This is a genomic window from Streptomyces saintjeani, from assembly GCF_055409605.1.
In genome coordinates, this window is sequence record NZ_CP189624.1 from 8,132,301 (window position 1) to 8,153,962 (window position 21,662).

The window sequence follows — 21,662 nt, forward strand, 5'->3', positions numbered from 1 at the left end:
CGTCACGTCGTCGTCCTCGCCCGGTGAAGGAACTGGCCGGACCGGCGAAGGGCCTTGGGGCGGGGCCCTCTTGGGACGGCTGCTCAGAGTTGCCGTCCCGGTTTGTGACTCCAGCGCGATCGGTCCGGGCGCGCGGTTGTGTTGACTGTGCACCGCATCATGCTGAACCTGCGGGTTTCGCGGGCTCGATCACGTGCGGACGGTGGTCAAGTGGGCACAGAGTCGGAGACATACCAACTGGGCGTCCTGGGCGCCGGTGTCATGGGTTCGGGTATCGCGGCTCTCGCGGTCGGGCACGGCGTACCCGTGGTCCTCGTGGACACCGATCCAGGGGCGCTGGCGCGTGCGGAGGCCGCCGTCGCCCACCAGGTGCGGCACGCCGCTCTGGTCGCGGCACTGCCCGCCGGGCCCCGGGGTGAGCTGATCCTCAGCACCTCCGCCGAGGACCTCGCCGGCGTCACGGCCGTCGTCGAGGCCGTCACCGAGGACTTCGCCGCCAAGACGAAGGCGCTGGCGGCGGCCACCGGAGCGGTCCCCGCCGGCACACCGCTGATGACGAACACCTCGGGGATCCCCGTCGACGAACTCGCCGACACCCTGCCCCGCCCCGGCGACGTCATCGGTACGCACTTCATGAATCCCCCGTACCTGATCAAGATGGTCGAGGTTAGCCGGGGACCGCGCACCGCCGGCGCGACCCTCGCGACCACCGAGCGGCTCCTCGCACGGCTCGCGCGACAGCCCGTGGTGGTACGCGACGCGCCCGGGTTCGTCACCAGCAGACTCCTGCACCCGATGATCAACGACGCGATCAGGGTGGTCGCCGAGGGTACGGCCCCGGCCGAGGTGGTCGACCTGCTGATGCAGGGCTGCCTGGGCTTCCCGACCGGACCTCTGCGCACGGCCGACCTGATCGGTCTCGACAACCTCGCCGACGCGCTCACCGCCCTGCACCTGCGGACCGGTGACGAACGCGCCGAGCCCTGCGCGCTGCTTCTGGAGAAGGTGCGCGCGGGCGACCTCGGCCGCAAGACGGGCCGGGGCTTCTACGACTACGGAGAGGGCATGAAGTGAGCGACACGGCAGCCGCCTCGGCGGACGAGGCGGAGGAGGCGGAGATCTCCGCCTCGCTGACGCGCTATCTCCACGAGCGGCTGAAGGTCGAGGTGGCGCCCGACGACGACCTGTTCGCCGCGGGTCTCGCCAACTCGATGTTCGCCATGGAACTCGTCGTCCACCTTGAGCAGACGTTCGGTGTGATGGTCGAGGGCCAGGACCTGAAACTCGACAACTTCCGCAGCGCCCGGTCCATGGCGGGACTCGTCACCCGGCTCCGTACGACCGCGGCCGGAGGCGTCTGACCATGAGCGTCGCCGTCACCGAGGAGACCGGCGAACGGGCACTGATCGCCCGGCTCGTCGGTGACCGGCCCGGGGCCTGGGACCTCGCCGGGGAGATTCCCGCTGAGGTGCTGCGGGAACTGGGCCGGCGGGGCCTGCTGTGCGCCCAGGTCCCCGAACGGTACGCCGGACGCGGGTACACCAGTGAGCGCAACGGTGAGCTGACCGCGTACGTCGGCAGCCTGTGCGGTTCCCTGCGGAGCGTCATGACCTCCCAGGGCATGGCCGCGTGGACCGTCCAGCGGCTCGCCGACGCCGGGCAGCGCCAGGCCCACCTGCCCCTGCTGACCGGCGGCCGGCTCGCCGCGGTCGCCTTCAGCGAACCGGAGGCGGGCAGTGATCTGTCCGCCATCGGTACCCGGATCGTCGCGGACGGGGACGAGGTGGTCGTCGACGGGACCAAGGTCTGGGTGACCGGAGCGTGGTACGCGGACCTGGTGCTGGTCGTCGGCCGGTACGCCGATGGGGCCGGTGTCGTCGTCGTCCCCGCCGACGCGCCGGGGGTACGGATCGAGAAGGTCGCCGACCCGCTCGGCTGCCGGGCCGCCGGACACGCCTCGGTGCGGCTGGACTCCGTCCGGCTGCCGTCGTCCGCGCTGCTCGGCGGTGGCGGGCAGCCGCTGTCCCTGCTGGTCACCACAGCGCTCGCGTACGGCCGGATGTCCGTGGCGTGGGGCTGCGTCGGCATTCTGCGCGCGTGCCTGGACGCGGTCGCCGCGCATGCCCGTACCCGGTACCAGTCCGGCCGGCCGCTGGCCGAGCACCAGCTCGTCGTCCGGCACCTGGCCGAACTGCTGGTGGCCGAACAGTCCGCGACCCGGGTCAGCGAGCACGCCAGTCGCTGCTGGGACGCCGGTGCCCCCGACCAGGTCACGGCGACCGTCCTGGCCAAGTACCTCAGTTCCGGACACGCCGTCCGGGGCGCGGCGTCGGCCGTGCAGGTCCTCGCCTCGGCCGGGGCGACGGACGGTCACGTGGTGGCCCGCGCCTACCGCGACGCGAAGTTGATGGAGATCATCGAGGGCAGCAGCGAGATCTGCCAGCTGATTCTCGGGCAGCACGCCCTGTCCCGGTGACATGCGCCCAGGAGGATGGGAGACGCCGATGTCCGGCAACACGCCGCCGTTGGTGAAGTGTCTGGTGTGGGACCTCGACAACACCTTGTGGCAGGGCACGCTGCTGGAGGACGCCCAGGTCCGCTTCGACGAGGCGGTACGGGAGGTCGTGGAGCGTCTCGACGAACGCGGCATACTCCAGTCGATCGCCAGCAAGAACGACCACGACCTCGCCTGGCAGCGGCTCGAAGAACTGGGCGTCGCCGACTACTTCGTCGTACCGAAGATCGGCTGGCGGCCGAAGTCGGAGTCGGTCCGGCGCATCGCGGAGGAACTCCGGTTCGCCCACAACACCCTGGCGTTCGTCGACGACCAGCCGGCCGAGCGCGCGGAGGTGGCCTTCCACCTGCCCGAAGTCCGCTGTTACCCGAACGGGCAGGTCCTTTCCCTCCCGGAGCTGCCGGAGTTCACCCCGGCCCGTACGACCGCCGACGCGCGCCACCGTCGTTCCCTGTACCAGGCCGGCTTTCGCCGGCAGGCGGCGCAGGAGGATTTCGAGGGTGCGGACAGCGCCTTCCTGCGCACCCTGGACATGGAACTGCGCGTCGGTCACGCCAGTGCCGAGGACCTGGCCCGGGTCGAGGAACTCACGTTGCGGACCAGCCAGATGAACGCGACGGGCGTGCACTACCCGGACCACGTGCTGCGCGGGCTCGTCGACGACCCCAGCCATGCCGTCCTCGTGGCCACCCTGACCGACCGGTTCGGGACGCACGGTGCGATCGGAGTGCTGCTGCTGCGGACGCAGGCGCGGGTGTGGCACCTCAAACTGCTGGCCACCTCCTGCCGCGTGGTGTCCTTCGGGATCGGCGGTGCCATCCTCAACTGGCTCATCGACACGGCCTATGAGGCCGGCGTGCACATGGTCGCCGACTTCCGCCGGACGGAGCGCAACAGGATGATGGACATCGCCTACAGGCTGGCGGGGTTCACCGAGGAGAGCTGCTCCTGCCTGGGCCCGGAGCACCTCGTGCCGGGTCCGCGGGACGACGGCGTCGTCAGGCTTCACCTGGTCCCGGAGCGCAGGACGGTCCCGGACACCATCAGGCTCGTCCCCCCGTCCCTGAAGTGACGGGGTTCACGACCCGGACCGCGGGTCACCAGGTGCCGCGGGCCGGCACGAGTGAGGTGCCGGGGTTCCAGTCGAGGGAGGTGTCCTGATTGAGGATGTGCAGGTAGAGATTCCGCAGGTCCTGGCTCGGCTCGTGGCCGAGTTGCTGGACGAGCGCGAGCCGGGCGCGGCGGTAGACGGCCAGGGCGTCGAGCTGCCGTCCGCATCGGTACAGGGTCACCATGCACTGAGCGGTGATGCGTTCGTGGGGGACCGGGACCTCGGTCAGGGAGACCAGGTCGGCGACGATGTCACGGTGTCTCCCGTAGGACAGCGCGATGCCGAAGAGGTCCTCCAGCACGCTCTGGCGCTGGTGTTCCAGGGCGCGCAACTCGGGCCAGGACACGCCCGACTCGGCCAGGTCCTCCAGCACCGGCCCCCGGGACAGAGCCAGAGCCGCCCGCAGGGCGCGGGTCGCCGTGACCGGGGATCCGGCGTGGAATGCCTCCCGGGACTGGCCGATCAGGGTGAAGAACCGCGTGCAGTCGAGCCGCACGGGGTCGACGTGCAGCGTGTAGCCGCCGTCGCCGGTGACGAGTTCCAGTCGGGCGTCGGAGACGGACGCGCCGGCCAGCCGGGCGCGGAGCCGGGATATCGCTTTGTGCACCATTTTGCCGGCCGTCGCGGGAGGGCTGTTTCTCCACAGGGCGGCCACGAGCCTGTCGGTGGTGACGACGCGATTGTTACGCAGAAGCAGCATCCCGAGGGCTGTGCGCTGGTGAGTTCCGGCAAGGGCGATGGGGGTGTTGTCGGCTACTACCTTCAACGGACCGAGTACAAAAAAATACATTTTTTGCTCTTCCGGTTCTTACTCTTTCGGCCGCAGAAATGACCTGAGGGTTTTCCGTGTCTGGTTACCGGCAGGCTAAGTCAGGGCTTCCATCGGCCCGGGTCGTGGACGTGCTTCTCGATCCTACGACCTTCAAGTACCCCTCGGTCGGGGTCTCCACTCCAGAGGAGAGGTGTGAACGGTTCTCAGGGGGTGCGCTTGCGGGCGAGCGTGATTCCGTCGGCCATGGGGAGGAGCGAGATCTCGACGCGTGGGTCGTGGTGGAGGAGGGTGTTGAGTTCGCGTACGGCGGTGGTGTCCGCGTGCCGGTCGGCGGGGTCGGTGACCCGGCCGAAGAGGACGGTGTTGTCGAGGACGGCGAGTCCTCCTGGCCGCAGGAGGCGGAGGGCTGTCTCGTAGTAGTGGGGGTAGCCGGCTTTGTCGGCGTCGATGAAGACGAGGTCGACGGTGGACTCGCCCTGTTCGTGGAGGAGGGCGGTGAGGGTGTCGTGGGCGTCGCCGATGCGGACGTCGATGAGGTGGTGGACTCCGGCGCGTTTCCAGTACGGGGCGGCGTAGCGGGGCCATTTGGGGTTGACGTCGCAGGTGATGAGCCGGCCGTCGGGGGGGAGGGCGCGGGCGAGGCAGAGGGTGGCGTAGCCGGTGAAGGTGCCGATCTCGACGACGGTGCGGGCCTGGACGAGTCCGGCGAGGAGTCCGAGGAGCTGGCCTTCCTCGGGCATGACCTGCATGGTGTGGCCCATGGGGAGTTCCCCGGTGTCCGATCGCAGGTCGGCGAGGACGTCGTCCTCGCGCAGGGAGATGTCGCGGATGTAGGTGAGCAGTTCTGCGGAGAACTCCGTCTGGTCTGCCACGTATCGGATCCTTCCTCGGGCCGGGGAGCCGGCTGAGCTGCGAGTTATGCGCATTGTGTGCAGATGATGAACAATTCGAGAACTTGTCCGCTTCGCGGCTCTTCGGGGGTTGTGGCGTGTTGAAAATTGTCGGTCAATATTGACCCAGAGGTCTGGTTTTTGGGTCCGAGGTGATGTGTATGTTCACTTCATGCCCTGTGTATAGCCGACGGCGTGAGGGGTGAGTCGTGGAATTCCAGGTCCTGGGTTCGCTTCGAGTGCTCTGTGGCAACGGTGAGATTCCGCTTCCCGGGGTAAAGAGTCGTGCCGTGCTCGGATATCTGCTCCTGCATCCCAATCAGGTTGTTTCGAGCAGTGCCCTGACCGCCGCATTGTGGAACGGAAGGGAACCCGCTTCCGCCCGCAAGATTCTTCACAATTCCGTGATGCAGGTGCGCAAGACGCTTTCCGGTCATCCCAAGGACCGGAACGGGGCCGCGGTGGAACTGCTGACGCGGGCTCCGGGGTATCTGCTCAAGGTCGGCGAAGAGCTGATCGACGTGACGCGTTTCGGATCGCTGGTGCGACGCGGTCGCACGCTGATGGCCGAAAGGGCACCGGAGCGGGCCGCGGCGGCCTTCCGGCAGGCACTGGACCTGCGCCACGGGGAGGTGCTGGTGGACCTGGTCGAGGCCGGTATCTCGTGGCCCGAACGGGACGCCGTCGAGAACGCCTGCCTGGACGCCTTCGAGGACTACGCCGAGGCGGAGCTGATGTGCGGCCGGCACGAGGAAGTGCTGGTGGAGCTCCAGAGGCTGACCTTCGCCACGGGACAGCGTGAACGGCTGCTGGGCCTGTGCATGATGGCGCTGGTCCGGTGCGGCCGGCAGGCGGAGGCCCTGGAGATGTACGAACGCCGGTGCGCCGTACTGGAACAGATGTTCGGCGTCGAACCCGGCCCCGAACTGCAACGGCTGCACCACGCGATCCGTACCCGCGACCCCGTCCTGCTGCTGCCCGGCGCCGGTTCGGGATGGTCCCGGACCGGTGGACCGGCCACGGCCCCGCAGCACGGGAACGCACGGGACGCCGGACCTTCGCGGCGGTTGCCCGGCGCCGCGGCGCCGGCTCCCGGACACGCCGACCGGATGCCGGCGGAGCGCAGGCAGGTGAGCCTGCTGCACGTGCGTGTCCTGTGGCGGTGGAGGGACCTCGACACCTTCCCCGAGTCCGTCGAGGAGAGGCAGACGCAGATGCACGCCGCGGTCCAGGAGGAGGCCGGCCGTTTCGGCGGAACCGTCCTGTCCCGGACGGGGGCCGACTGGCTGGTGGCCTTCGGCGCCGACTCCTGCCGCGGCGACGACCCGTACCGTGCCGTCCTGTGCGCGCTGGCCCTGCGCGCCCGGTTCGCCCACGGCGACCACGACGCCGGAATGGCCGACGACTACCCGGCGACGGACGGCGGGGTACTCGTCGTCGTCGCCTCGGGGCTCGCCCTCGTACGCGCCAGGGCCGACGGCGGGCCGCCGGCCGTCAGCGCGGCGGCCGGCGAGAGGTGCGCCTTCCTGCTGCCGTACGTCCAGCGCGACGAGATATGGGTCTGCGACCGGACCAGGCAGGCCACCGAGACCAAGGTCGTCTACCAGCGCGCCCAGATCCAGAGCGTGGTGTGGAACGCGATCGGCGTCCAGCCCTACGGCCGCGACCTGGCCGTTCCGCACGTGACGGTCGGCCGCGACCGGGAACGCGCGCAGCTGAACGCGGAGCTGGGCCGCTTCCTCGGCGGAACCGGATCCCACCTCGTCACCGTCGCCGGCGGCCCGGGCACGGGTAAGACCCACCTCACCGCGCACCTCCTGCGGACCGTCCGGCAACGGTCGGCGCACGAACCGGCGCCGCCCATCGTGCGGCTGCCCGCCGTGCTGGACGACTGGTCCCTGGCACACGCCCTGCGGGAATGCTGCGGCATCACCGCACACGATCCTCAGGACGTGGCGCGGACGAAACTGGACCGGACGGTCACCGACACGGCCCGCACACCGGACGAGGCGGACCGGACCCGCGCCGCGCTCCTCCCGCTCCTGGAACGGACACCGGGCCGCGACCGCTCCGGCGGAGGCAACGCCGACCGGCCCCAGGCCCTGATGACCCTGCTGGAGTCGCTGGCCCTGTCGCGCCGGCTCGTCCTGGTCGTCGACGACGTGGAGTTCGCCGACCCCCTGGTCCTGGATTTCGTCGACCGCCTCTCGGACCCGTCCGCTGGCGCCTCGGTGTTCGTGGTCGCCGACGCGCGCTACGAGGCACGGGAGACCCGGCCCTCCTGGTTCGGAACCCGGCGGCACGGCACGACGGTGACCGTGCCGCCCCTTCCGGACCGGCACCTGGACACGCTGTGGGGCCACCTGCTCCGCCACGCCGGCCTCGTCCCCTGCCCGCTGGAGGGGAACGCCGAGAACGCCGCCCCGGACGACCTGCTCACCGGGCTGCGCCGCGTGCTCGTGCCGGTGTGCGCGGGCGTCCCCCTGATCGCCCACGACTACGTACGGTTGATCCGGGACGCCCTGCGGCCCGGCGGCGAGGCCACGGCGGACGACACGCACGCCGAACGCCTCGTCCGCGCCGTACCCCCCACCCTGCGATGGCAGTCCGAGGCCGCGCTGGACCGGCTGCCGGGCGCACTGCGGGGCACGCTCCAGGACGCCGCCACCGTCGGCACCGTCGTCTGGGCCGAGGCCGTCGCGGCGGCCGGTGGCCGGGACCCGGCGGAGGTCCGTACCGATCTCGACGACCTGGTGCACCGCGGTTTCCTGTCCGCCGAGGACGGCGACACGCCCTGCCGGCATCCGCACTACGTCTTCCGCGACGCCGTCGACCGCCATGTCGCCTACGCGCGCCTGCCGCTCCAGGCGTGCGCGCAGAAGAGCGCCGACTACGCCCTGTGGATCGCGGGACACACCCCCGGCCAACGGGCGGAGTTCCTCCGGCACCGCGCCTGGAGCAACGGGCTGCCCCTCCCCGAGCCCGGTGACGCCGCCGGGACCCGGAAGCCCGACCACCAGACCCCGGCCGACCTGCCCCGCTGGTACCCGCACCAGCTGCTCCCCCTGGTCGAGGGGCTCAGGGCACGGCTCTACCACGACCAGGAGACGAAGACGGCGTTCCCGCTTCAGCATGACGCGCCCTGCCCCGCCTTCCCGTAGAGGCGCCGCCAGTCCACGGGCAACCCGTGCACATGGGCGTCCGCGAGCGCGGTGACGAAGCGCCGCATCCCCCCCTCGCCGCGCCGCAGGCTGGCGAGCAGCGACACGGGGACCCCCGCCTGGTCGGCGGTCTCCTGGAGGCCGAGGTTGAGCACCGGCTGCGGACCGCACTCGACGAACGCGTCGTAGCCGTCCGCGAGGAGCGCCGCCACCGTCTCGTGGAAGCGCACCGGCTCCCGGAGATTGCGGTACCAGTAGTCGCCGCCGAGCTCGGCCGGGTCGATCCGCCCGGCGGTGACACTGGAGTAGAAGCCCACGGCGGTGTCGCACGGGCGGGTCTCCTTCGACAGGCGCAGGACCTCGTCCCGGATCGCCTCCACATGGCCGGAGTGGGCGGCGAAGTCGACTCCCGGCAGCCGCCACCGCAGGATCCGGGCGGCCGAGAGAGCCGACTCGAAACCGGTGAGCGCGTCCAGGTCGCCGGAGACGGTCAACGCGCCCGGGCCGTTGACGGCGGCCACCCACAGCCGCCCCTCGTGGCCCGACAGCATCTCCCGCACCTGCCCGCCGGAGCCCATGACGGTGACCATGGCCCCGTCGCCGCGGATCGCGTCCAGCGCCCGGCTGCGCAGGGCGACCAGCCGCGCCGCGTCCTCCAGCGAGAGCGCCCCCGCCACGTGCGCGGCGGCGATCTCGCCCTGGGAGTGCCCGACGACGGCGGCCGGCTCGATCCCGAACGAGCGCCACAGGGCGGCCAGCGACACCATGGTCGCGAACAGCACGGGCTGCACGACATCGACCCGGTCCAGCGACGGCGCACCGCCGAGGCCCGTCAGCACCTGCTCCAGCGACCAGTCGACGTAGGGGGCCAGCGCCCGCTCACAGGCACGGACGCGCTCGGCGAACACCGGCGCCGAGCGCAGCAGGTCCGCGGCCATCCCGGGCCACTCGGTGCCCTGACCGGGGAAGACGAACACCGCCCGGCGGCCCGCCTCGCCCGTACCGGTGAGGAGGTTGGGTGCCTGCCGGCCGGAGGCGAGCGCGTCCAGCCCCGCCAGCAGCCCTTCTCGCGTGTCGTCGACGACGACCGCGCGCTCCCCGGACGACGCGGCGCCGGCGACGAGCCGTGCGCCGATCTCGGTCTTCGCCGTGCCCGGGTCCGACCGGACCTGCCTGCTCAGCCTGGCGGCCCGGGCGGCCAGGCCGGCGCCGGTTCTCGCGGACAACACCCAGGCCACCGGTACGGGGGCGGAGTCCTTGCCGTCGGCCTCGTGGCCCATGGGTTTTCCCTTCCGTCGCAGGAGATTCTAGGTAACGCCGGGCAACTCATGGCTCATTGCAGGGTATGAGTTACTCGGCTTATCACTGATACTCGGCAATTACCCAGTGATTCCTCGGCCCCGATCGCGGGGTGATATCTTTTGGATCACCGAGTCGCTCCCTATGGTCGGGACCATTTCCGCAGATGAAATGGAAACGCTGGAGGATGCGTTTTGATACATTTGCTGCGCCCCGTTGACCAAGAGGCGCTGAATCGGTCGGCCGTCGGCGCACCACTGCTCGACCAGGCGATTTCCTTGGTGGGCCCGGCAGCGGTGGGCTGGGTTGTGGAGAAGAGCCGGGTTCTGGTCGACCGGGTTGCCGCGAAGCGCGATTTCGAGGATCTCGGCTCCCGCGCCGAGCCCCGCCTTTTCGAGGCGGTCTCTCTGTGGGGACTGCTGCGGTTGGGCGGTCTGGATACCCTGCCGGAAAGCGTGAAGAACGAAATCGGTGACACGGTCCGCAAGGGTGTCGAATCCGGCATGCACGTCGAACAGCTGCTGCGCCGCGTACGTTTCATTCACGCGGAACTCATGCAGGAGTTCTTCGATTTCTGCGCCGCCGCCCTGCCCGTGGCGGAGCGCCCGGCGGCGATGCAGCGGCTCTCCGCGGAACTCTTCGACGGCATGGAGCGGCTGGTCCTGTTCGTCGGCAACACCTTCGCCCAGTGCCGGGCGCGCTGGCTCACCGGAGTCGCCCGAGGGCGGATCACTCTCGTCAACGCGATCTTGGAGGGCCAGCCGGTCGACCTGGCGAGCACGGTGCAGCGCCTCGGCTACGACCTGACGCTGCACCACGTCGCCCTGATCGTCGCCTGCGAGGAGCCCGTACCCGACCGGGTCGGCGGGATGAAGGACACGGCACTGAATCTGCTGGAGGCGGCCGGCTGCTCCTCCACGTTCCTGCTGCCCGTCGGCACCACCCGGCTGTGGGCCTGGGGAGGCCGCAGCACCGCCCGTCCCACGGCCTTCCGAAGCATCGAGAAACCGCTCGCGGTACCCGCCCACATCCAGGTCTTCTCCGGACTCCCGGGCGACGGCATCGCCGGCTTTCGCCGGTCCCACTTCCAGGCGCGCGCCTGTGAACCCCTGGAGACGGTGGGGGAGACCCGGCCCGCCGGCGTCCGCGACTACGGCGCGCTGGAACTCCTCCTGCTGCTCGGCAACGAGATGGCGGCGGCGACGGACTTCGTCGTGCGTGAACTCGGCCCGCTGGCCACCGACGACAAGGCCACCGCCGCGCTCCGGGAGACGGTCCTGTGCTACCTGGAACAGGAACGCAGCGTGGCCGCGACCGCCGAACTCCTCTACGTCGCCAAGAACACCGTCCTGTACCGCGTCAGGAAGGCCGAGCAACTGCTCGGCACGTCCCTGCGCGAACTGGGCGAGGACCGGCTCCGGCTGCACAGCGCGCTCTACCTGGTCCAGAAACTCGGCACCACCATGCTCGTCCCCCGGGACCGGGAGACACCGCCCGCCGCCCTGCCGAGCCGCCGCTCCGCCTGACCGCGAAACCGGGGGTCACTTCCCCCAGAGTTTCCGGTATCCCTCGCGGTACCCCGCCGGGTCCCAGGAGGACGTGCCGCCGGCGTTGTCGGCCGTGCTGATGTGGGCGGGAGCGACGTAGCCGCTGGCCGGTGCGCCGGAGAAGGAGCGGTTGAACTCGTCGACGATCTGCCAGCCCTGTTCCGAGAGCGGTTCGGGGACCGTCGCCGACTGGAACTGCCCGCTGTCGATGCGCTGGAAGGCGGACGGGTCGCCGTCGCCCGCGCCGATGTTGAACGGGGCTCCGCCGCCCTGTCTGCCCGCCGCCCGCAGCGCGGGTGCGGCGTCGGCGAAGTAGAGGTCGTTGATGGCGACGGAGTGCGTCCACCTGGTCCCGTGCCGGGACAGCAGCGCGGACACTTCCTGGGGCGTGCGGCTGCTGGCGTCGGCGATGGGGATGTTGGACGTCGTCAGGACCTTGACGTCGGAGCAGGTGGCGAGTTCCTTGACGATCAGGTCCGACTTGCCCTTGGCGAACGGGATGGAGGCGTCGGTGAAGACCACCACCCCGGCCCGGCCGTTGGACTGGCTGATGACCCAGTCGGCGCTGATCCTCGCGACGTCCTCGACCTTGGTGGTGATGTTGCTGAAGAGCTTGGGGCTGGTGCTGGGGCCCGGTGTGCCCACGGCGTGCCAGCCGATGAGCGGGATGCCGGCGGCGTCGGCCTGGGCGACCTGCTGAGCGGTCGACCTGGGGTCGAAGCCGGACAGGACGATGCCGTCGGGTCTGACGGCGACGGCCTGGCTGAGGGCCGCCTGGATGCCGGCCGGGGTGCCCTGGCCGTCGATGATCCGTACGTTCCAGCCGATGGCCTTTGCGGCTTCCCGCACACCGTCGGCGGTGCCCGCGACGCCGGGGTTGGTCATGCTCTGGGCCACGTAGACGATGTTCTTGCCGGACACCGCCCTGGGGCCGGTGGTCGGGCCGTTCCAGGGGGCGTTGACGTCTTCGGCCGCTTTGACGGCCGTCCTGGCCCGGGCGAGAGCGGCCGGGCAGCCGGCCTTCGCGGAGGATGCGGTGCCGGTGGCGGCGGCTTCCGAGCCGCGAGTGCAGCCCGAGGCGAAGGCGGTGACCACGGCGAAGGCGGCGATGGCCCTCAGTGGCACCGCGCGGGCGACCTGGTGGGTCACGGCGAGGCTCCTTGCTGACATGCGGAAGGGGGAAGGGGTGCTCATCAGGAGGGGGCGTCAGGAGGAAACGTTCCCGGCGCGCAGCCTGCGGCGGGCGGAGTAGCCGGCCAGGCCGACCGCGAGAAGAAGGGTGCCGCCGTTGAACAGGGACGTGGCCCAGAACTCGGCCCCCAGCTGCTGGATGCCGGCGAGACCGATGGCGAGGACGGAGACGGCGACCACGGTGCCGGCGGCGTTGGCGCGGCCGGGCCTGATGGCGGTGGAGCCGAGCAGCGCGCCGACGAAGGCGGGCAGCAGGTAGTCCATGCCGACACTGGGGTTGCCGATCTGCTGCTGGGAGGCGAGCAGGACTCCGGCGCAGCCGACCACGGTCCCGGAGCCGGCGAAGGCGTAGATGCCGTACCGGCGGGTGGGGATGCCGACCAGGTCGGCGGCCCGGGCGTTCGAGCCGATGACGTACAGGTAGCGGCCCAGCGGCAGCCGCTCCAGGAGCAGCCACAGGACGACGGCGAGGCCGAGGACGTAGAAGGCGGACACCGGCAGGCCGAGGAACTTCGAGTCGTACAGGTCGGTGAAGGCGGCGGGCAGTCCCTGCGGGCCGGGGACGATGCGGGCGCCGTCGGTGATCCAGCCGGTGCAGGCGTAGAGCACGCTGCCGGTACCGAGGGTGGCGATGAACGAGTCGATCCTGGCGAACTCCACCAGCAGGCCGTTGAACACGCCGACGACGCAGCCGCCGCCGACGACGGCCAGGCAGGCCAGCGGCCAGGGCCAGCCGTCGTTGACGATCAGCTGCATCGTCAGCACGTGGGCCAGACCGAGGCCGTAGCCGACGGACAGGTCGAACTTGCCGGTGACGATGGGGATCATCGCGCCGAGCGCGAGCATGGCCGGGATCGACTGGTTGGACAGGATCGAGGAGATGTTGTCGAGGGTCGGGAACGTGTCCGGCAGGGCGAGGGAGAAGACCAGGAAGAGCAGGGCGGTGAGGGTGAGCAGTCCGTAGGTGCCGATCAGGTGGCCGAGGCCCGCGCGACGGGAGGTGCCCTCCGGGGCGGCGGCGGTCGTGCGGGGGCGCGTCTTGGTGTCCTGGCCACCGCCGGACTCGGGCTGCTGCGGGCTGCGGGAGGATCCGGTCTCGATGGCCATCAGTGATCGCCTGTTCCGGTCAGCGCCGGCATGGCCGACGCGGCCTGGGTGAGTTCGGTGACGGTGAGGGTGTCGCCGGACAGTTCCGTCGTCGCGGCGCCCCGTACGAAGACCAGGGCGCGGTGGCAGACGTCGGCCACCTCCTCGAAGTCGGTCGAGATGAGGAGGACGGCGAGCCCTTGGGCGAGGGCGTCGTCGAGGAGCCGGTAGATCTCGGCCTTGGCGCCGACGTCGACGCCCGCCGTCGGCTCTTCGAGGATCACCACGCGGCGGCTCAGCCGGAGCCATCGGCCGATCATGACCTTCTGCTGGTTGCCGCCGGACAGGGTGGCGATCGGTGCCTCCGGGGCGGCGGGGCGGACGCCGAACCGCTCGATGAGCGAGCGGGCTTCGGCGCGCTCCCGCCGGGGGCTGATCCAGTGCCAGGGGGAGCGGGTGTCGACGCGCGGATTGGCCAGGAAGTTCTCCCGCACGGTGAGTTCGAGGGCGCAGCCCTCCTCCTGCCGATTGCTGGTGACGAAGCCGATTCCCGCGTCCACGGCGGCGGCGACCGACTCCGGGTGGTAGGGCCGGCCGTCGAGCAGCGCCCGGCCGCCGGTGAGGGGCCGGGTGCCGGCGAGGGCGCGGCCGAGGTCGAGGTGGCCGGCTCCCGTGAGGCCGACCATGCCGAGGATTTCCCCGGCGCGCAGTTCCAGGCCGACGGGTCCGGCGCCCTCGGTGGTGACGTCGGTCAGCCGCAGCACGGTGGTGGCCGCGGCCCCGGTGGTGCGGGGGCCGGGCGGCCGGTGGCTCTCCGGTTCGTGGCCGACGATGTCGCGCACGAGCCGGTCGGGACGGTGTTCGGCGAGGACGCCCTGGCTGATGAGACGGCCGTCGCGCAGGACCGCGAAGCGGTCGGCGACCCGGTAGATCTCGTCGAGGCGGTGACTGACGTAGACGATGGCGTGGCCACGGTCGCGCAGGGTGTGCAGGACGTCGAAGAGCCGGACGCAGTCCGCGGCGGGCAGGCTCGCGGTCGGTTCGTCGAGGACGATGAGACGGGCGCGGGTGGACAGCGCGCGGGCGATGGCGACGAGGGAGCGTTCGGCGCGGGTGAGGTCGGCGACGGCCGCGTCGGGGTCGAGGTGGCCGGCCACGATGTCCAGCGCCTCGACGCAGCGCCGGCGGACCTGCCGCCAGGAGACCAGGCCGGCGCGGCGGGGGTAGCCGGTGCCCAGGGCGACGTTCTCCGCCACCGTCATCCACTCCACCAGACCGAGGTCCTGGTGGATGAAGGACATCTCGGCGGACGCGGCGTCCGTGCCGAGGGGGTGGCCGGCCACGGTGATCCGGCCTTCGTCGCCGCGGTGGACACCGGCGAGGATCTTGATGAGGGTGGACTTTCCGGCGCCGTTGTGGCCCAGCAGAGCCAGGACGCTGCCCGCGTGCAGGTCGAGGTCCACGTCGGCGAGGGCCAGGGTGCCGCCGAACCGCTTGGACAGTCCGCGGATCGTCGCCAGCGGGCGGGAGGCCGGGGGGTTGGGGGGAGCTGTGTCGTCGGGAGCGTCGTTCACAGACTTCTCCGGAATGTGCAGGCCGAGGACCGATCCAACGGCTCGACCAACATCCTGAACTCGGCCCAGCATTGTGGTCAATCCCCGTGCCGGCTTTTATTCCCTCAAGCGGTTCCCGCTCCCGCCCGTGGGCTCATCCGCCGCCGGGGCGTGCTCCCGGCGGGAGCATGGGGTTCTCCAGTCCCGCCGCGATCGTCCGCAGATCCTTCAGCAGCGCCTCGCGCAGCCCGTCGTCGAGCCGCGCCTTGAGCACGGTGACACTGATGGCGAACATCGCCGAGTCGGTACGGAACCCGCTGACCGGCACGGCCAGGCAGACGACGCCCGCCGTGGCCTCCTCGTCGTCGATCGCGTAGCCCCGTTCCCGGGTTCTCGCCAGGTCCTCCAGCAGCGCGGGCGCGGAGGAGAGGGACCGCTCGCTCAGCGCGGGCAGGGTACGGCCGCGCAGCCGGTCCTCGGCCGCCGCCGGATCCAGGGTCGACAGGATGGCCTTCCCGGTCGCCGTGCAGTTGGCCGGGAAGCGGTCGCCGATGTTGGCGGTGAGCCGCAGCGGCTGAGTGCCGTCGTACCGGGCCAGGTAGAGCACGTCCAAGCCGTCCAGGACGGCGACGCGGGCCGTCTCCCGGGAGACGTGCGCGGTGCGCCGGCACAACTCGTAGAAGTCACGGACCTGATCCACCGTGGACAGGTAGCGGCCACCGAGTTCGACCAGCTTGCGGCCCAGGCCGAAGCCCGCTTCGTGGCGCGTGATCATGCCCGCGGCCTCCAGGGAGACGCAGAGGTTGCCCGTCGAGGATTTCGGCAGCCCCAGGATCCGGGCGATCTCGCTGACGGAGAGGCGGCGGCCCTGCGCCTCACCGAGCGTGTCCAGGATCGCCACGGCCCGTGTCACCGCCGGGACAAGGCTTTCCGGGTCGCTTGCGTTCACCCGCAACTCCATCCATCATTCTGTCTGTCGTACAGCATGCTGTGATTGTCTCTCGTATCTCACCGAACGACAATGCCGTCGGCGCACGCTTTGCGGTGAGTCCCGCCGAAGCCCCGACCGTGGTGCGCCTTCCGGACCGGCCGATGACATCCTCCGAGCCTTGGAGCGCTGAGCAGCGATGACCAGCAGCCCTTCCGATTCCCTGCCTCCTCTGGCCTCTTCCGTCTCCCCCGACAACGGACCGCACCTCTCGCGCGAGGAGTTCGACACCCTCTTCGAGACGGTGCGCGCCTGGGGCCACTGGACCCCCGCCGACCGCGGCGCGTGGAACCGGGTCACCCCGGCACATGTCCAACGCGCCACCGCTCTCGTCCGCAGCGGAACCACCGTCCCGATGGCCCTGCCCTGGAACACGACGGCGGGACCCGACAACGGCAGACCCGCCCTGCACCACATGACCGACCTCGGCGACGTGGAGAGCCCCGAGCCGTCCTGCCACAAGGACTTCATCGCCGTCGACTACCACGGCAAGGGCGTCAGCCACCTCGACGCGCTCTCCCACATAGCCTACCGGGGGCAGCTCTACGACGGCCGGACAGCCCGCGAGGTCGTCGACGCGGCCGGCGCCCGCTTCGGCGCCGTATCGGCCCTGGGCGCCCTGGTCACCAGAGGCGTCCTCATCGACCTGCCCGCCGCCCTCGGCGTCGACTGGCTCGAACCCGGAACGGCCGTGCACGCCGAGGACCTGCTCGCGGCGGAGCAGGCGCTCGGCGTGACCATCGGCGAGGGCGACGCGGTGCTGCTGCGCTCGGGACACTTCCGGCGCCGCGCCGAACTCGGGGCGTGGAACCCCGACGACGCGAGCGCCGGCCTCCACGTCGACGCCGTACCCCTGCTGGCCGAGCTCGGCATCGCGCTGCTCGGCGGGGACGGCGACAGCGATGTACGGCCGTCCCCCGTCGAGGGCCTGCACTCTCCCGTCCACGCCCTCGCCATCACCGCCATGGGCGTCCCCCTGCTGGACAACCTCGACCTGGAGGCGCTGTCCACCGCCTGCGCCACGGAGGGCCGTTACGAGTTCCTGCTCGTCGTGGCACCGCTGAACATCCCCGGCGGCACGGGCTCGCCCGTCAACCCGGTCGCGGTGCTGTGATGCCGGGTCCCCAGCCGGCCGGAAGCCGGTTCACCGTCGGCGTCAGCCACGACTTCCTCGGCGGCGACGGCCGCAACGTGTGGGGAGACATCCGGCTGAGCGAGCTGGACGCCGCCGGGATCGCCTGGCGTTACCTGCCCCGCGACACGGACGAACTCCTCGCGGCGGACATCGACGGCCTGGACGCCGTCCTGTTCGCGGCACCCTCCGTCACCGCCCGCACCTTCGCCGGCACCGGCCGGCCCCCGGTGCTGCTCGCCCGCTTCGGCGTCGGCTACGACGCGGTCGACCTCGACGCCTGCACCCGGCACGGCGTCCTGGTGAGCATCACCCCGGACGGAGCGCGGCGCCCCGTCGCCACGGCCGCGCTCACCCTGCTGCTGGCCGTGCTGCACAACGCCACCGCCAAGGACCGGCTGGTACGGGAGGGACGCTGGGCCGAGCGGGAACGGTGGATGGGGCGCGGGCTCACCGGCCGCCGCGTCGGACTGTTCGGCCTCGGCAACACCGCCCGCGATCTGGTCGGGCTGCTGCGGCCGTTCGAGGCCGACATCATCGCCTGCGACCCCTACTGCCCGCCGGAGACCGCGGCGGAACTCGGGGTACGTCTCACCGACGCGGACACGGTGATGGCCGAGTCGGACGCCGTGATCGTGATGTGCGCCCTGACCGAGGAGACCTTCCATCTGGTCGACGCGCGCAGACTGTCCCTGATGAAGCGTACGGCGGTCCTCCTCAACGTCGCCCGAGGCCCGATCGTCGACGAGACGGCCCTGATCAAGGCGCTGCGCGACGGACGCATCCGAGGGGCCGGACTGGACGTGTTCGAGACCGAGCCCCCCGACCCCGGCAACCCGCTGCTGCGCATGGACAACGTCGTCCTCAGCCCGCACAGCCTCGCGTGGACGGACGAGATGTCCGTCGGCAACGGCGGCAGCGCGGTCCGCGCCATCCTCGACGTGGCGACCGGCAGACTGCCCCGCTTCGTCGTCAACCGGGATGTGCTCGACCACCCGGGCCTGTCCGGGCGCCTGAGTGAACTGGCCGCCCGCAGCGGGCTGTTCACCGATGCGGAGCTTTCCACATGACCTCGCCGTCCACAGGGTCCGCACGGTCCGCGACGGTCGGCTTCGTCGGACTCGGAGCGATGGGGCTGCCGATGGCCGTCGGCCTGGCCGGGGCCGGCTTCGACGTCCTGGCCTGGAACCGAGGCCGGCCGGCGCTCGACTCGGCCGTCGCGGCCGGCTGCCGTGCCGTGGAGCACCCCCGACAGATGGCGGCCACGGCCCCCGTCGTCCTCACCATGCTCCCCGACCTGCCGCAGGTGCGGGACGTCCTCGACGGGCCGGACGGACTGCTGGCCGGCCCGGCACCGGCCCCGCACACCCTCGTCGTGATGGGCACCGTCTCCCCGGCCGGGGTCCGCGACCTGGCCGACGAACTGCGACCGCGCGGCCTCACGGTCGTCGACGCCCCGGTCAGCGGCGGCGTGACCGGCGCCCGTGACGCCTCCCTGTCCATCATGGCGGGCGGCCCGAAGGAAGCCGTCGAACAGGTCCGCCCGTATCTCGCCGCGATGGGGTCGACCGTGCGCCGCATGGGAGACACCGGAGCCGGATCGCTCGCCAAGGCGTGCAACCAACTCGTCGTCGCGGGAACCCTGGTGGCCCTCGCCGAGGCCGTCGTGCTCGGCGAGCGCGGCGGCCTCGAACCGGCGGCCCTGCTGGAGGTCCTGGCGGGCGGGCTCGCCGCCTCCGAGGTGCTGGCCCAGAAACGGCACCGTCTCGCCGACGGCGACTTCACCCCGTCAGGACCCGCGCGCTATCTCGACAAGGACCTCGGCTTCGTCCTGGAGAGCGCCGCCGACGTACGCGTCACGCTGCCGCTGTCCGACACCGTCGCCCGGCTGTACGCGGCGGTCACCGCCCAGGGCCTCGGTGACCTGGACAACAGCGTCGTCCTGCGACTCCTGCGCGAGGGCCACGGCCTCCCGCACCCCACGGCAGAGGACTGAACAGTGCAGACGGAATCCGAGGAGGCCTGATGCCGGGGAACGGGGAGGTAGGGGTGGCCGGACTCGGCGTCATGGGCTCGGCGATCGCCCGCCGGCTCCTGCGGCGCGACCGCGCGGTGCGGGTGTACGACATCCGGCCGGACGCCGTGGCGGCCCTCGCCCGTGAAGGGGCGCTCACCGCGAAGACGGCGGCTCGACTGGCCGGGGCCCGCACGGTGATCCTGTCCCTCAACACCGCTGAGATCGTCGACCACGTGGTGTTCGGCCCGGACGGCGTCCTCAGCGCCGCGCCGGACGGTGTGCTCGTCATCGACATGTCCAGCATCGACCCCGGCAGCACCCGCGCATTCGCCGAGCGCGCGGGGCGGCTGGGCGCGGGCTGGGTCGACGCGCCCCTCTCCGGCGGGGCTCCGGGGGCCGAGCGCGGCGACCTGACCCTGATGCTCGGAGGCGAGGAGAAGGACGTGGAGCGGGCCCGGCCCGTCCTCGCCGCACTGGCGGCCCGGCTGACCCACCTCGGGCCCGCCGGATCCGGACAACTGGTGAAGTCCGTCAACCAGGTGCTGGTCGGCTGCGGATTCGCCGCGCTCGCCGAGGCGGCGGCCCTGGTACGGGCGGCGGGTCTGCCACCCCGGCAGGTGCTCGGCGCGCTCAGCGGCGGCAGGGCCGACTCGGCGCTGCTCCAGGAGTTCTTCGTCAAGTTCGCCGAGGCCGACCTCTCCCCGACCGGACGCGTCAGCAACATGGCCAAGGACCTGGAGGCCGCCCGCGACCACGCGCGCTCGGCCGGCGTGCCGCTGCCGGTCACCACCTGCGTCGCCGAACTGCACCGCTGGCTCACCGCGGCCGGCCACGGCGACGCCGACAACGCCGCGCTGATGCACTACTACGCGCCCCGGGAGATACGGCCGTGAGGGCTCCCGCACCGCCCGCCGCAGCTCAGTCTTCGGAGATGCTGATGGCCCGGACCGGGCAGACGCGGACGGCCTCCCGAACCAGCGGGTCCCCGGCGCCGTCCTCGCGGCCCGGCAGCAGCTCGCTGAGACCGTCGTCGTTCTGGGTGAAGACACCGGGTGCGGTCAGGGCGCACTGGGCCGCGCCGACACAGGTGTCCTGGTCGATCTCGATACGCATGTCGGCCAACCCCTACCAGGTCACGGGAAGTTCGAGCATTCCCTGAATGGTGTCGCCCGGCTTGAAGGGGATCTCCTGCGCGGGCGCGGCCAGCCTCAGGTCGGGCAGCCGTTCGAAGAGTGTCCGCAGCGCGATCTCCATCTCGGCCCGCGCCAGGTTCTGCCCGAGACACTGGTGGACGCCGAAGCCGAACCCCAGGTGCTGACGGGCCGGGCGGTGCCAGTCCAGCTCATCGGGGTGGTCGAAGACATCGGTGTCGCGGTTGATGAGGGACGGCGTGAAGACGAGGCCCTCGCCGGCCCTGATCGTCGTACCGGCGATCTCGATGTCCTCGACGGCCAGCCGCAGGAGCCCGTCCGCGATGGCCAGGAACCGCATCAGCTCGTCCACCGCGGCGGGCCACAGGGACGGGTCGGCGCGCAGTTCGGCCAGCTTGTCCGGGTGCTGGAGCAGGGTGAAGGTGCCGAGCGAGAGCATGTTCGCCGTCGTCTCGTGTCCGGCCACCAGCAGGATGAACGCCAGGGCGACCAGGTCGGCCCGCTCCATCGCCCCTTCGACCAGCTGTGACCGGATCAGGTCGTCGAGCAGCCCGGCACCGGGCGTCACCTGTTTGCGGTCGATCAACTCGCCGAGATACGTGTCGAGTTGGGAGCCCGCGTCAAAGGCGTCCTCGGGCAGGCCGCGCGACATCCTGCGGCACTGCGCCTCGAAGAACTCGTGGTCCTCGTACGGGACGCCGAGCAGCGAACAGATCACCATCGACGGCACGGGCAGCGCGAAGGCGCTCACCAGTTCGGCCGACGGGCCCTGTGCCACCATCGCGTCGAGCAGCTCGTCGACGGTCCGCTGGATCTGCGGCCGGAGTTCAGCCGTCCGCTTGAGCGTGAAGCTCGGGATCAGCGTCCGCCGTTGGACGGCGTGCTCGGGATCGTCTATGCCGCACACCGTCGGACGGCGGTCCCGGACGCCCGTGGCGAAACGCGGGTCGGGGATCGGGAAGCCGTCGCGCCACGCCTCGACGGACACGCGCTGGTCGACCATCAGCTCGCGGGCCACGGCATGGCCGGTGACCACCCACACCTCGCGGCCGTCGAACAGGGTGATCCGTGACAGCGGCCGTGACAGTTCCTCGTAGGCGGCGGGCGGGCGATAAGGACAGGTGCGGTTCTGAGGAAAAGGCAGAGCGGCGGACTGTGTCATCGGTGACCTCGCAGGCGAAGGGCTGGAGTCGGCCTTCGGGCAGTAAACAGGCGGCGCCGGCCGGCCCGTTCGCGTCACGGTGCCAAA

The 21,662-nt window shown here is 71.3% G+C and carries 19 protein-coding genes; 10 read left to right on the forward strand and 9 right to left on the reverse strand.

Translation table 11 applies throughout. The features are described 5' to 3' along the window. The first annotated feature begins 210 nt into the window (after positions 1-210). From ACQCO7_RS36615 to ACQCO7_RS36630, 4 genes are read left to right on the forward strand one after another with little or no spacing between them, the layout of a single operon-like run. Positions 211-1,074, forward strand: coding sequence for a 3-hydroxyacyl-CoA dehydrogenase family protein (locus tag ACQCO7_RS36615; RefSeq protein ID WP_464075835.1), 864 nt, complete (start codon positions 211-213; stop codon positions 1,072-1,074). Then, positions 1,071-1,361, forward strand: a complete 291-nt coding sequence (locus tag ACQCO7_RS36620; protein ID WP_464075836.1) for an acyl carrier protein — start codon at positions 1,071-1,073, stop codon at positions 1,359-1,361. Before ACQCO7_RS36615 ends, ACQCO7_RS36620 begins: the two co-directional genes overlap by 4 nt. A gap of 2 nt (positions 1,362-1,363) precedes the next feature. Then, entirely contained in the window at positions 1,364-2,476 is a 1,113-nt protein-coding gene (locus ACQCO7_RS36625; protein ID WP_464075837.1) for an acyl-CoA dehydrogenase family protein, read from the forward strand. A gap of 28 nt (positions 2,477-2,504) precedes the next feature. Beyond that, positions 2,505-3,587 (forward strand): HAD-IIIC family phosphatase, encoded by a 1,083-nt coding sequence (locus tag ACQCO7_RS36630; RefSeq protein ID WP_464075838.1) that lies wholly within the window; start codon positions 2,505-2,507, stop codon positions 3,585-3,587. A gap of 25 nt (positions 3,588-3,612) precedes the next feature. Here the strand turns inward: ACQCO7_RS36630 and ACQCO7_RS36635 are convergent, their stop codons facing one another. Together ACQCO7_RS36635 and ACQCO7_RS36640 are read right to left on the reverse strand one after the other, a co-directional pair. After that, positions 3,613-4,416 (reverse strand): AfsR/SARP family transcriptional regulator, encoded by an 804-nt coding sequence (locus tag ACQCO7_RS36635; RefSeq protein WP_464075839.1) that lies wholly within the window; start codon positions 4,414-4,416, stop codon positions 3,613-3,615. Positions 4,417-4,601: 185 nt separating this feature from the next. Then, positions 4,602-5,270 carry an O-methyltransferase gene (locus ACQCO7_RS36640; protein ID WP_464075840.1) on the reverse strand — a complete coding sequence of 223 codons (669 nt, stop codon included), beginning with the start codon at positions 5,268-5,270 and terminating at the stop codon, positions 4,602-4,604. Positions 5,271-5,695: 425 nt separating this feature from the next. Between ACQCO7_RS36640 and ACQCO7_RS36645 the strand changes: the two genes are divergently transcribed. Further along, complete coding sequence (locus ACQCO7_RS36645; protein WP_464075841.1) at positions 5,696-8,449, forward strand: BTAD domain-containing putative transcriptional regulator; 2,754 nt, start codon at positions 5,696-5,698, stop codon at positions 8,447-8,449. On the opposite strand, the gene ACQCO7_RS36650 is transcribed toward ACQCO7_RS36645, so the two are convergent. Then, positions 8,416-9,729: an acyltransferase domain-containing protein gene (locus ACQCO7_RS36650; protein WP_464075842.1), complete on the reverse strand. Its 1,314-nt coding sequence runs from the start codon at positions 9,727-9,729 to the stop codon at positions 8,416-8,418. The two genes, ACQCO7_RS36645 and ACQCO7_RS36650, sit on opposite strands and share 34 nt — an antisense overlap. Before the next feature lie 474 nt (positions 9,730-10,203). Here ACQCO7_RS36650 and ACQCO7_RS36655 point away from each other — a divergent pair, with 474 nt between their 5' ends. Continuing rightward, on the forward strand, positions 10,204-11,274 hold the full coding sequence (locus ACQCO7_RS36655; RefSeq protein ID WP_464075843.1) for a PucR family transcriptional regulator: 1,071 nt from the start codon (positions 10,204-10,206) through the stop codon (positions 11,272-11,274). A gap of 15 nt (positions 11,275-11,289) precedes the next feature. Here the strand turns inward: ACQCO7_RS36655 and ACQCO7_RS36660 are convergent, their stop codons facing one another. The 4 genes from ACQCO7_RS36660 to ACQCO7_RS36675 form a co-directional block, all read right to left on the reverse strand. Further along, complete coding sequence (locus ACQCO7_RS36660; RefSeq protein ID WP_464077379.1) at positions 11,290-12,405, reverse strand: substrate-binding domain-containing protein; 1,116 nt, start codon at positions 12,403-12,405, stop codon at positions 11,290-11,292. A 96-nt stretch (positions 12,406-12,501) separates the two neighbouring features. Then, complete coding sequence (locus tag ACQCO7_RS36665; protein WP_464075844.1) at positions 12,502-13,593, reverse strand: ABC transporter permease; 1,092 nt, start codon at positions 13,591-13,593, stop codon at positions 12,502-12,504. Then, positions 13,593-15,146, reverse strand: coding sequence for a sugar ABC transporter ATP-binding protein (locus ACQCO7_RS36670; RefSeq protein ID WP_464075845.1), 1,554 nt, complete (start codon positions 15,144-15,146; stop codon positions 13,593-13,595). The genes ACQCO7_RS36665 and ACQCO7_RS36670 overlap by 1 nt, the downstream gene beginning before the upstream one ends. A gap of 133 nt (positions 15,147-15,279) precedes the next feature. Beyond that, positions 15,280-16,074, reverse strand: coding sequence for an IclR family transcriptional regulator (locus ACQCO7_RS36675; protein WP_464075846.1), 795 nt, complete (start codon positions 16,072-16,074; stop codon positions 15,280-15,282). A gap of 178 nt (positions 16,075-16,252) precedes the next feature. Between ACQCO7_RS36675 and ACQCO7_RS36680 the strand changes: the two genes are divergently transcribed. From ACQCO7_RS36680 to ACQCO7_RS36695, 4 genes are read left to right on the forward strand one after another with little or no spacing between them, the layout of a single operon-like run. After that, the gene (locus ACQCO7_RS36680) at positions 16,253-17,227 is read left to right on the forward strand and encodes a cyclase family protein (protein WP_464075847.1); all 975 of its coding nucleotides are present in this window, start codon (positions 16,253-16,255) and stop codon (positions 17,225-17,227) included. Then, positions 17,227-18,315 carry an NAD(P)-dependent oxidoreductase gene (locus tag ACQCO7_RS36685; RefSeq protein WP_464075848.1) on the forward strand — a complete coding sequence of 363 codons (1,089 nt, stop codon included), beginning with the start codon at positions 17,227-17,229 and terminating at the stop codon, positions 18,313-18,315. Before ACQCO7_RS36680 ends, ACQCO7_RS36685 begins: the two co-directional genes overlap by 1 nt. After that, positions 18,312-19,241, forward strand: coding sequence for an NAD(P)-dependent oxidoreductase (locus ACQCO7_RS36690; RefSeq protein ID WP_464075849.1), 930 nt, complete (start codon positions 18,312-18,314; stop codon positions 19,239-19,241). Before ACQCO7_RS36685 ends, ACQCO7_RS36690 begins: the two co-directional genes overlap by 4 nt. A 29-nt stretch (positions 19,242-19,270) precedes the next feature. Beyond that, positions 19,271-20,155 carry an NAD(P)-dependent oxidoreductase gene (locus ACQCO7_RS36695; protein WP_464075850.1) on the forward strand — a complete coding sequence of 295 codons (885 nt, stop codon included), beginning with the start codon at positions 19,271-19,273 and terminating at the stop codon, positions 20,153-20,155. A 25-nt stretch (positions 20,156-20,180) separates the two neighbouring features. Here the strand turns inward: ACQCO7_RS36695 and ACQCO7_RS36700 are convergent, their stop codons facing one another. Together ACQCO7_RS36700 and ACQCO7_RS36705 are read right to left on the reverse strand one after the other, a co-directional pair. Next, the gene (locus ACQCO7_RS36700; RefSeq protein WP_464075851.1) at positions 20,181-20,375 is read right to left on the reverse strand and encodes a ferredoxin; all 195 of its coding nucleotides are present in this window, start codon (positions 20,373-20,375) and stop codon (positions 20,181-20,183) included. A gap of 12 nt (positions 20,376-20,387) precedes the next feature. Then, positions 20,388-21,575, reverse strand: coding sequence for a cytochrome P450 (locus ACQCO7_RS36705; protein WP_464075852.1), 1,188 nt, complete (start codon positions 21,573-21,575; stop codon positions 20,388-20,390). Positions 21,576-21,662: the final 87 nt, after the last annotated feature.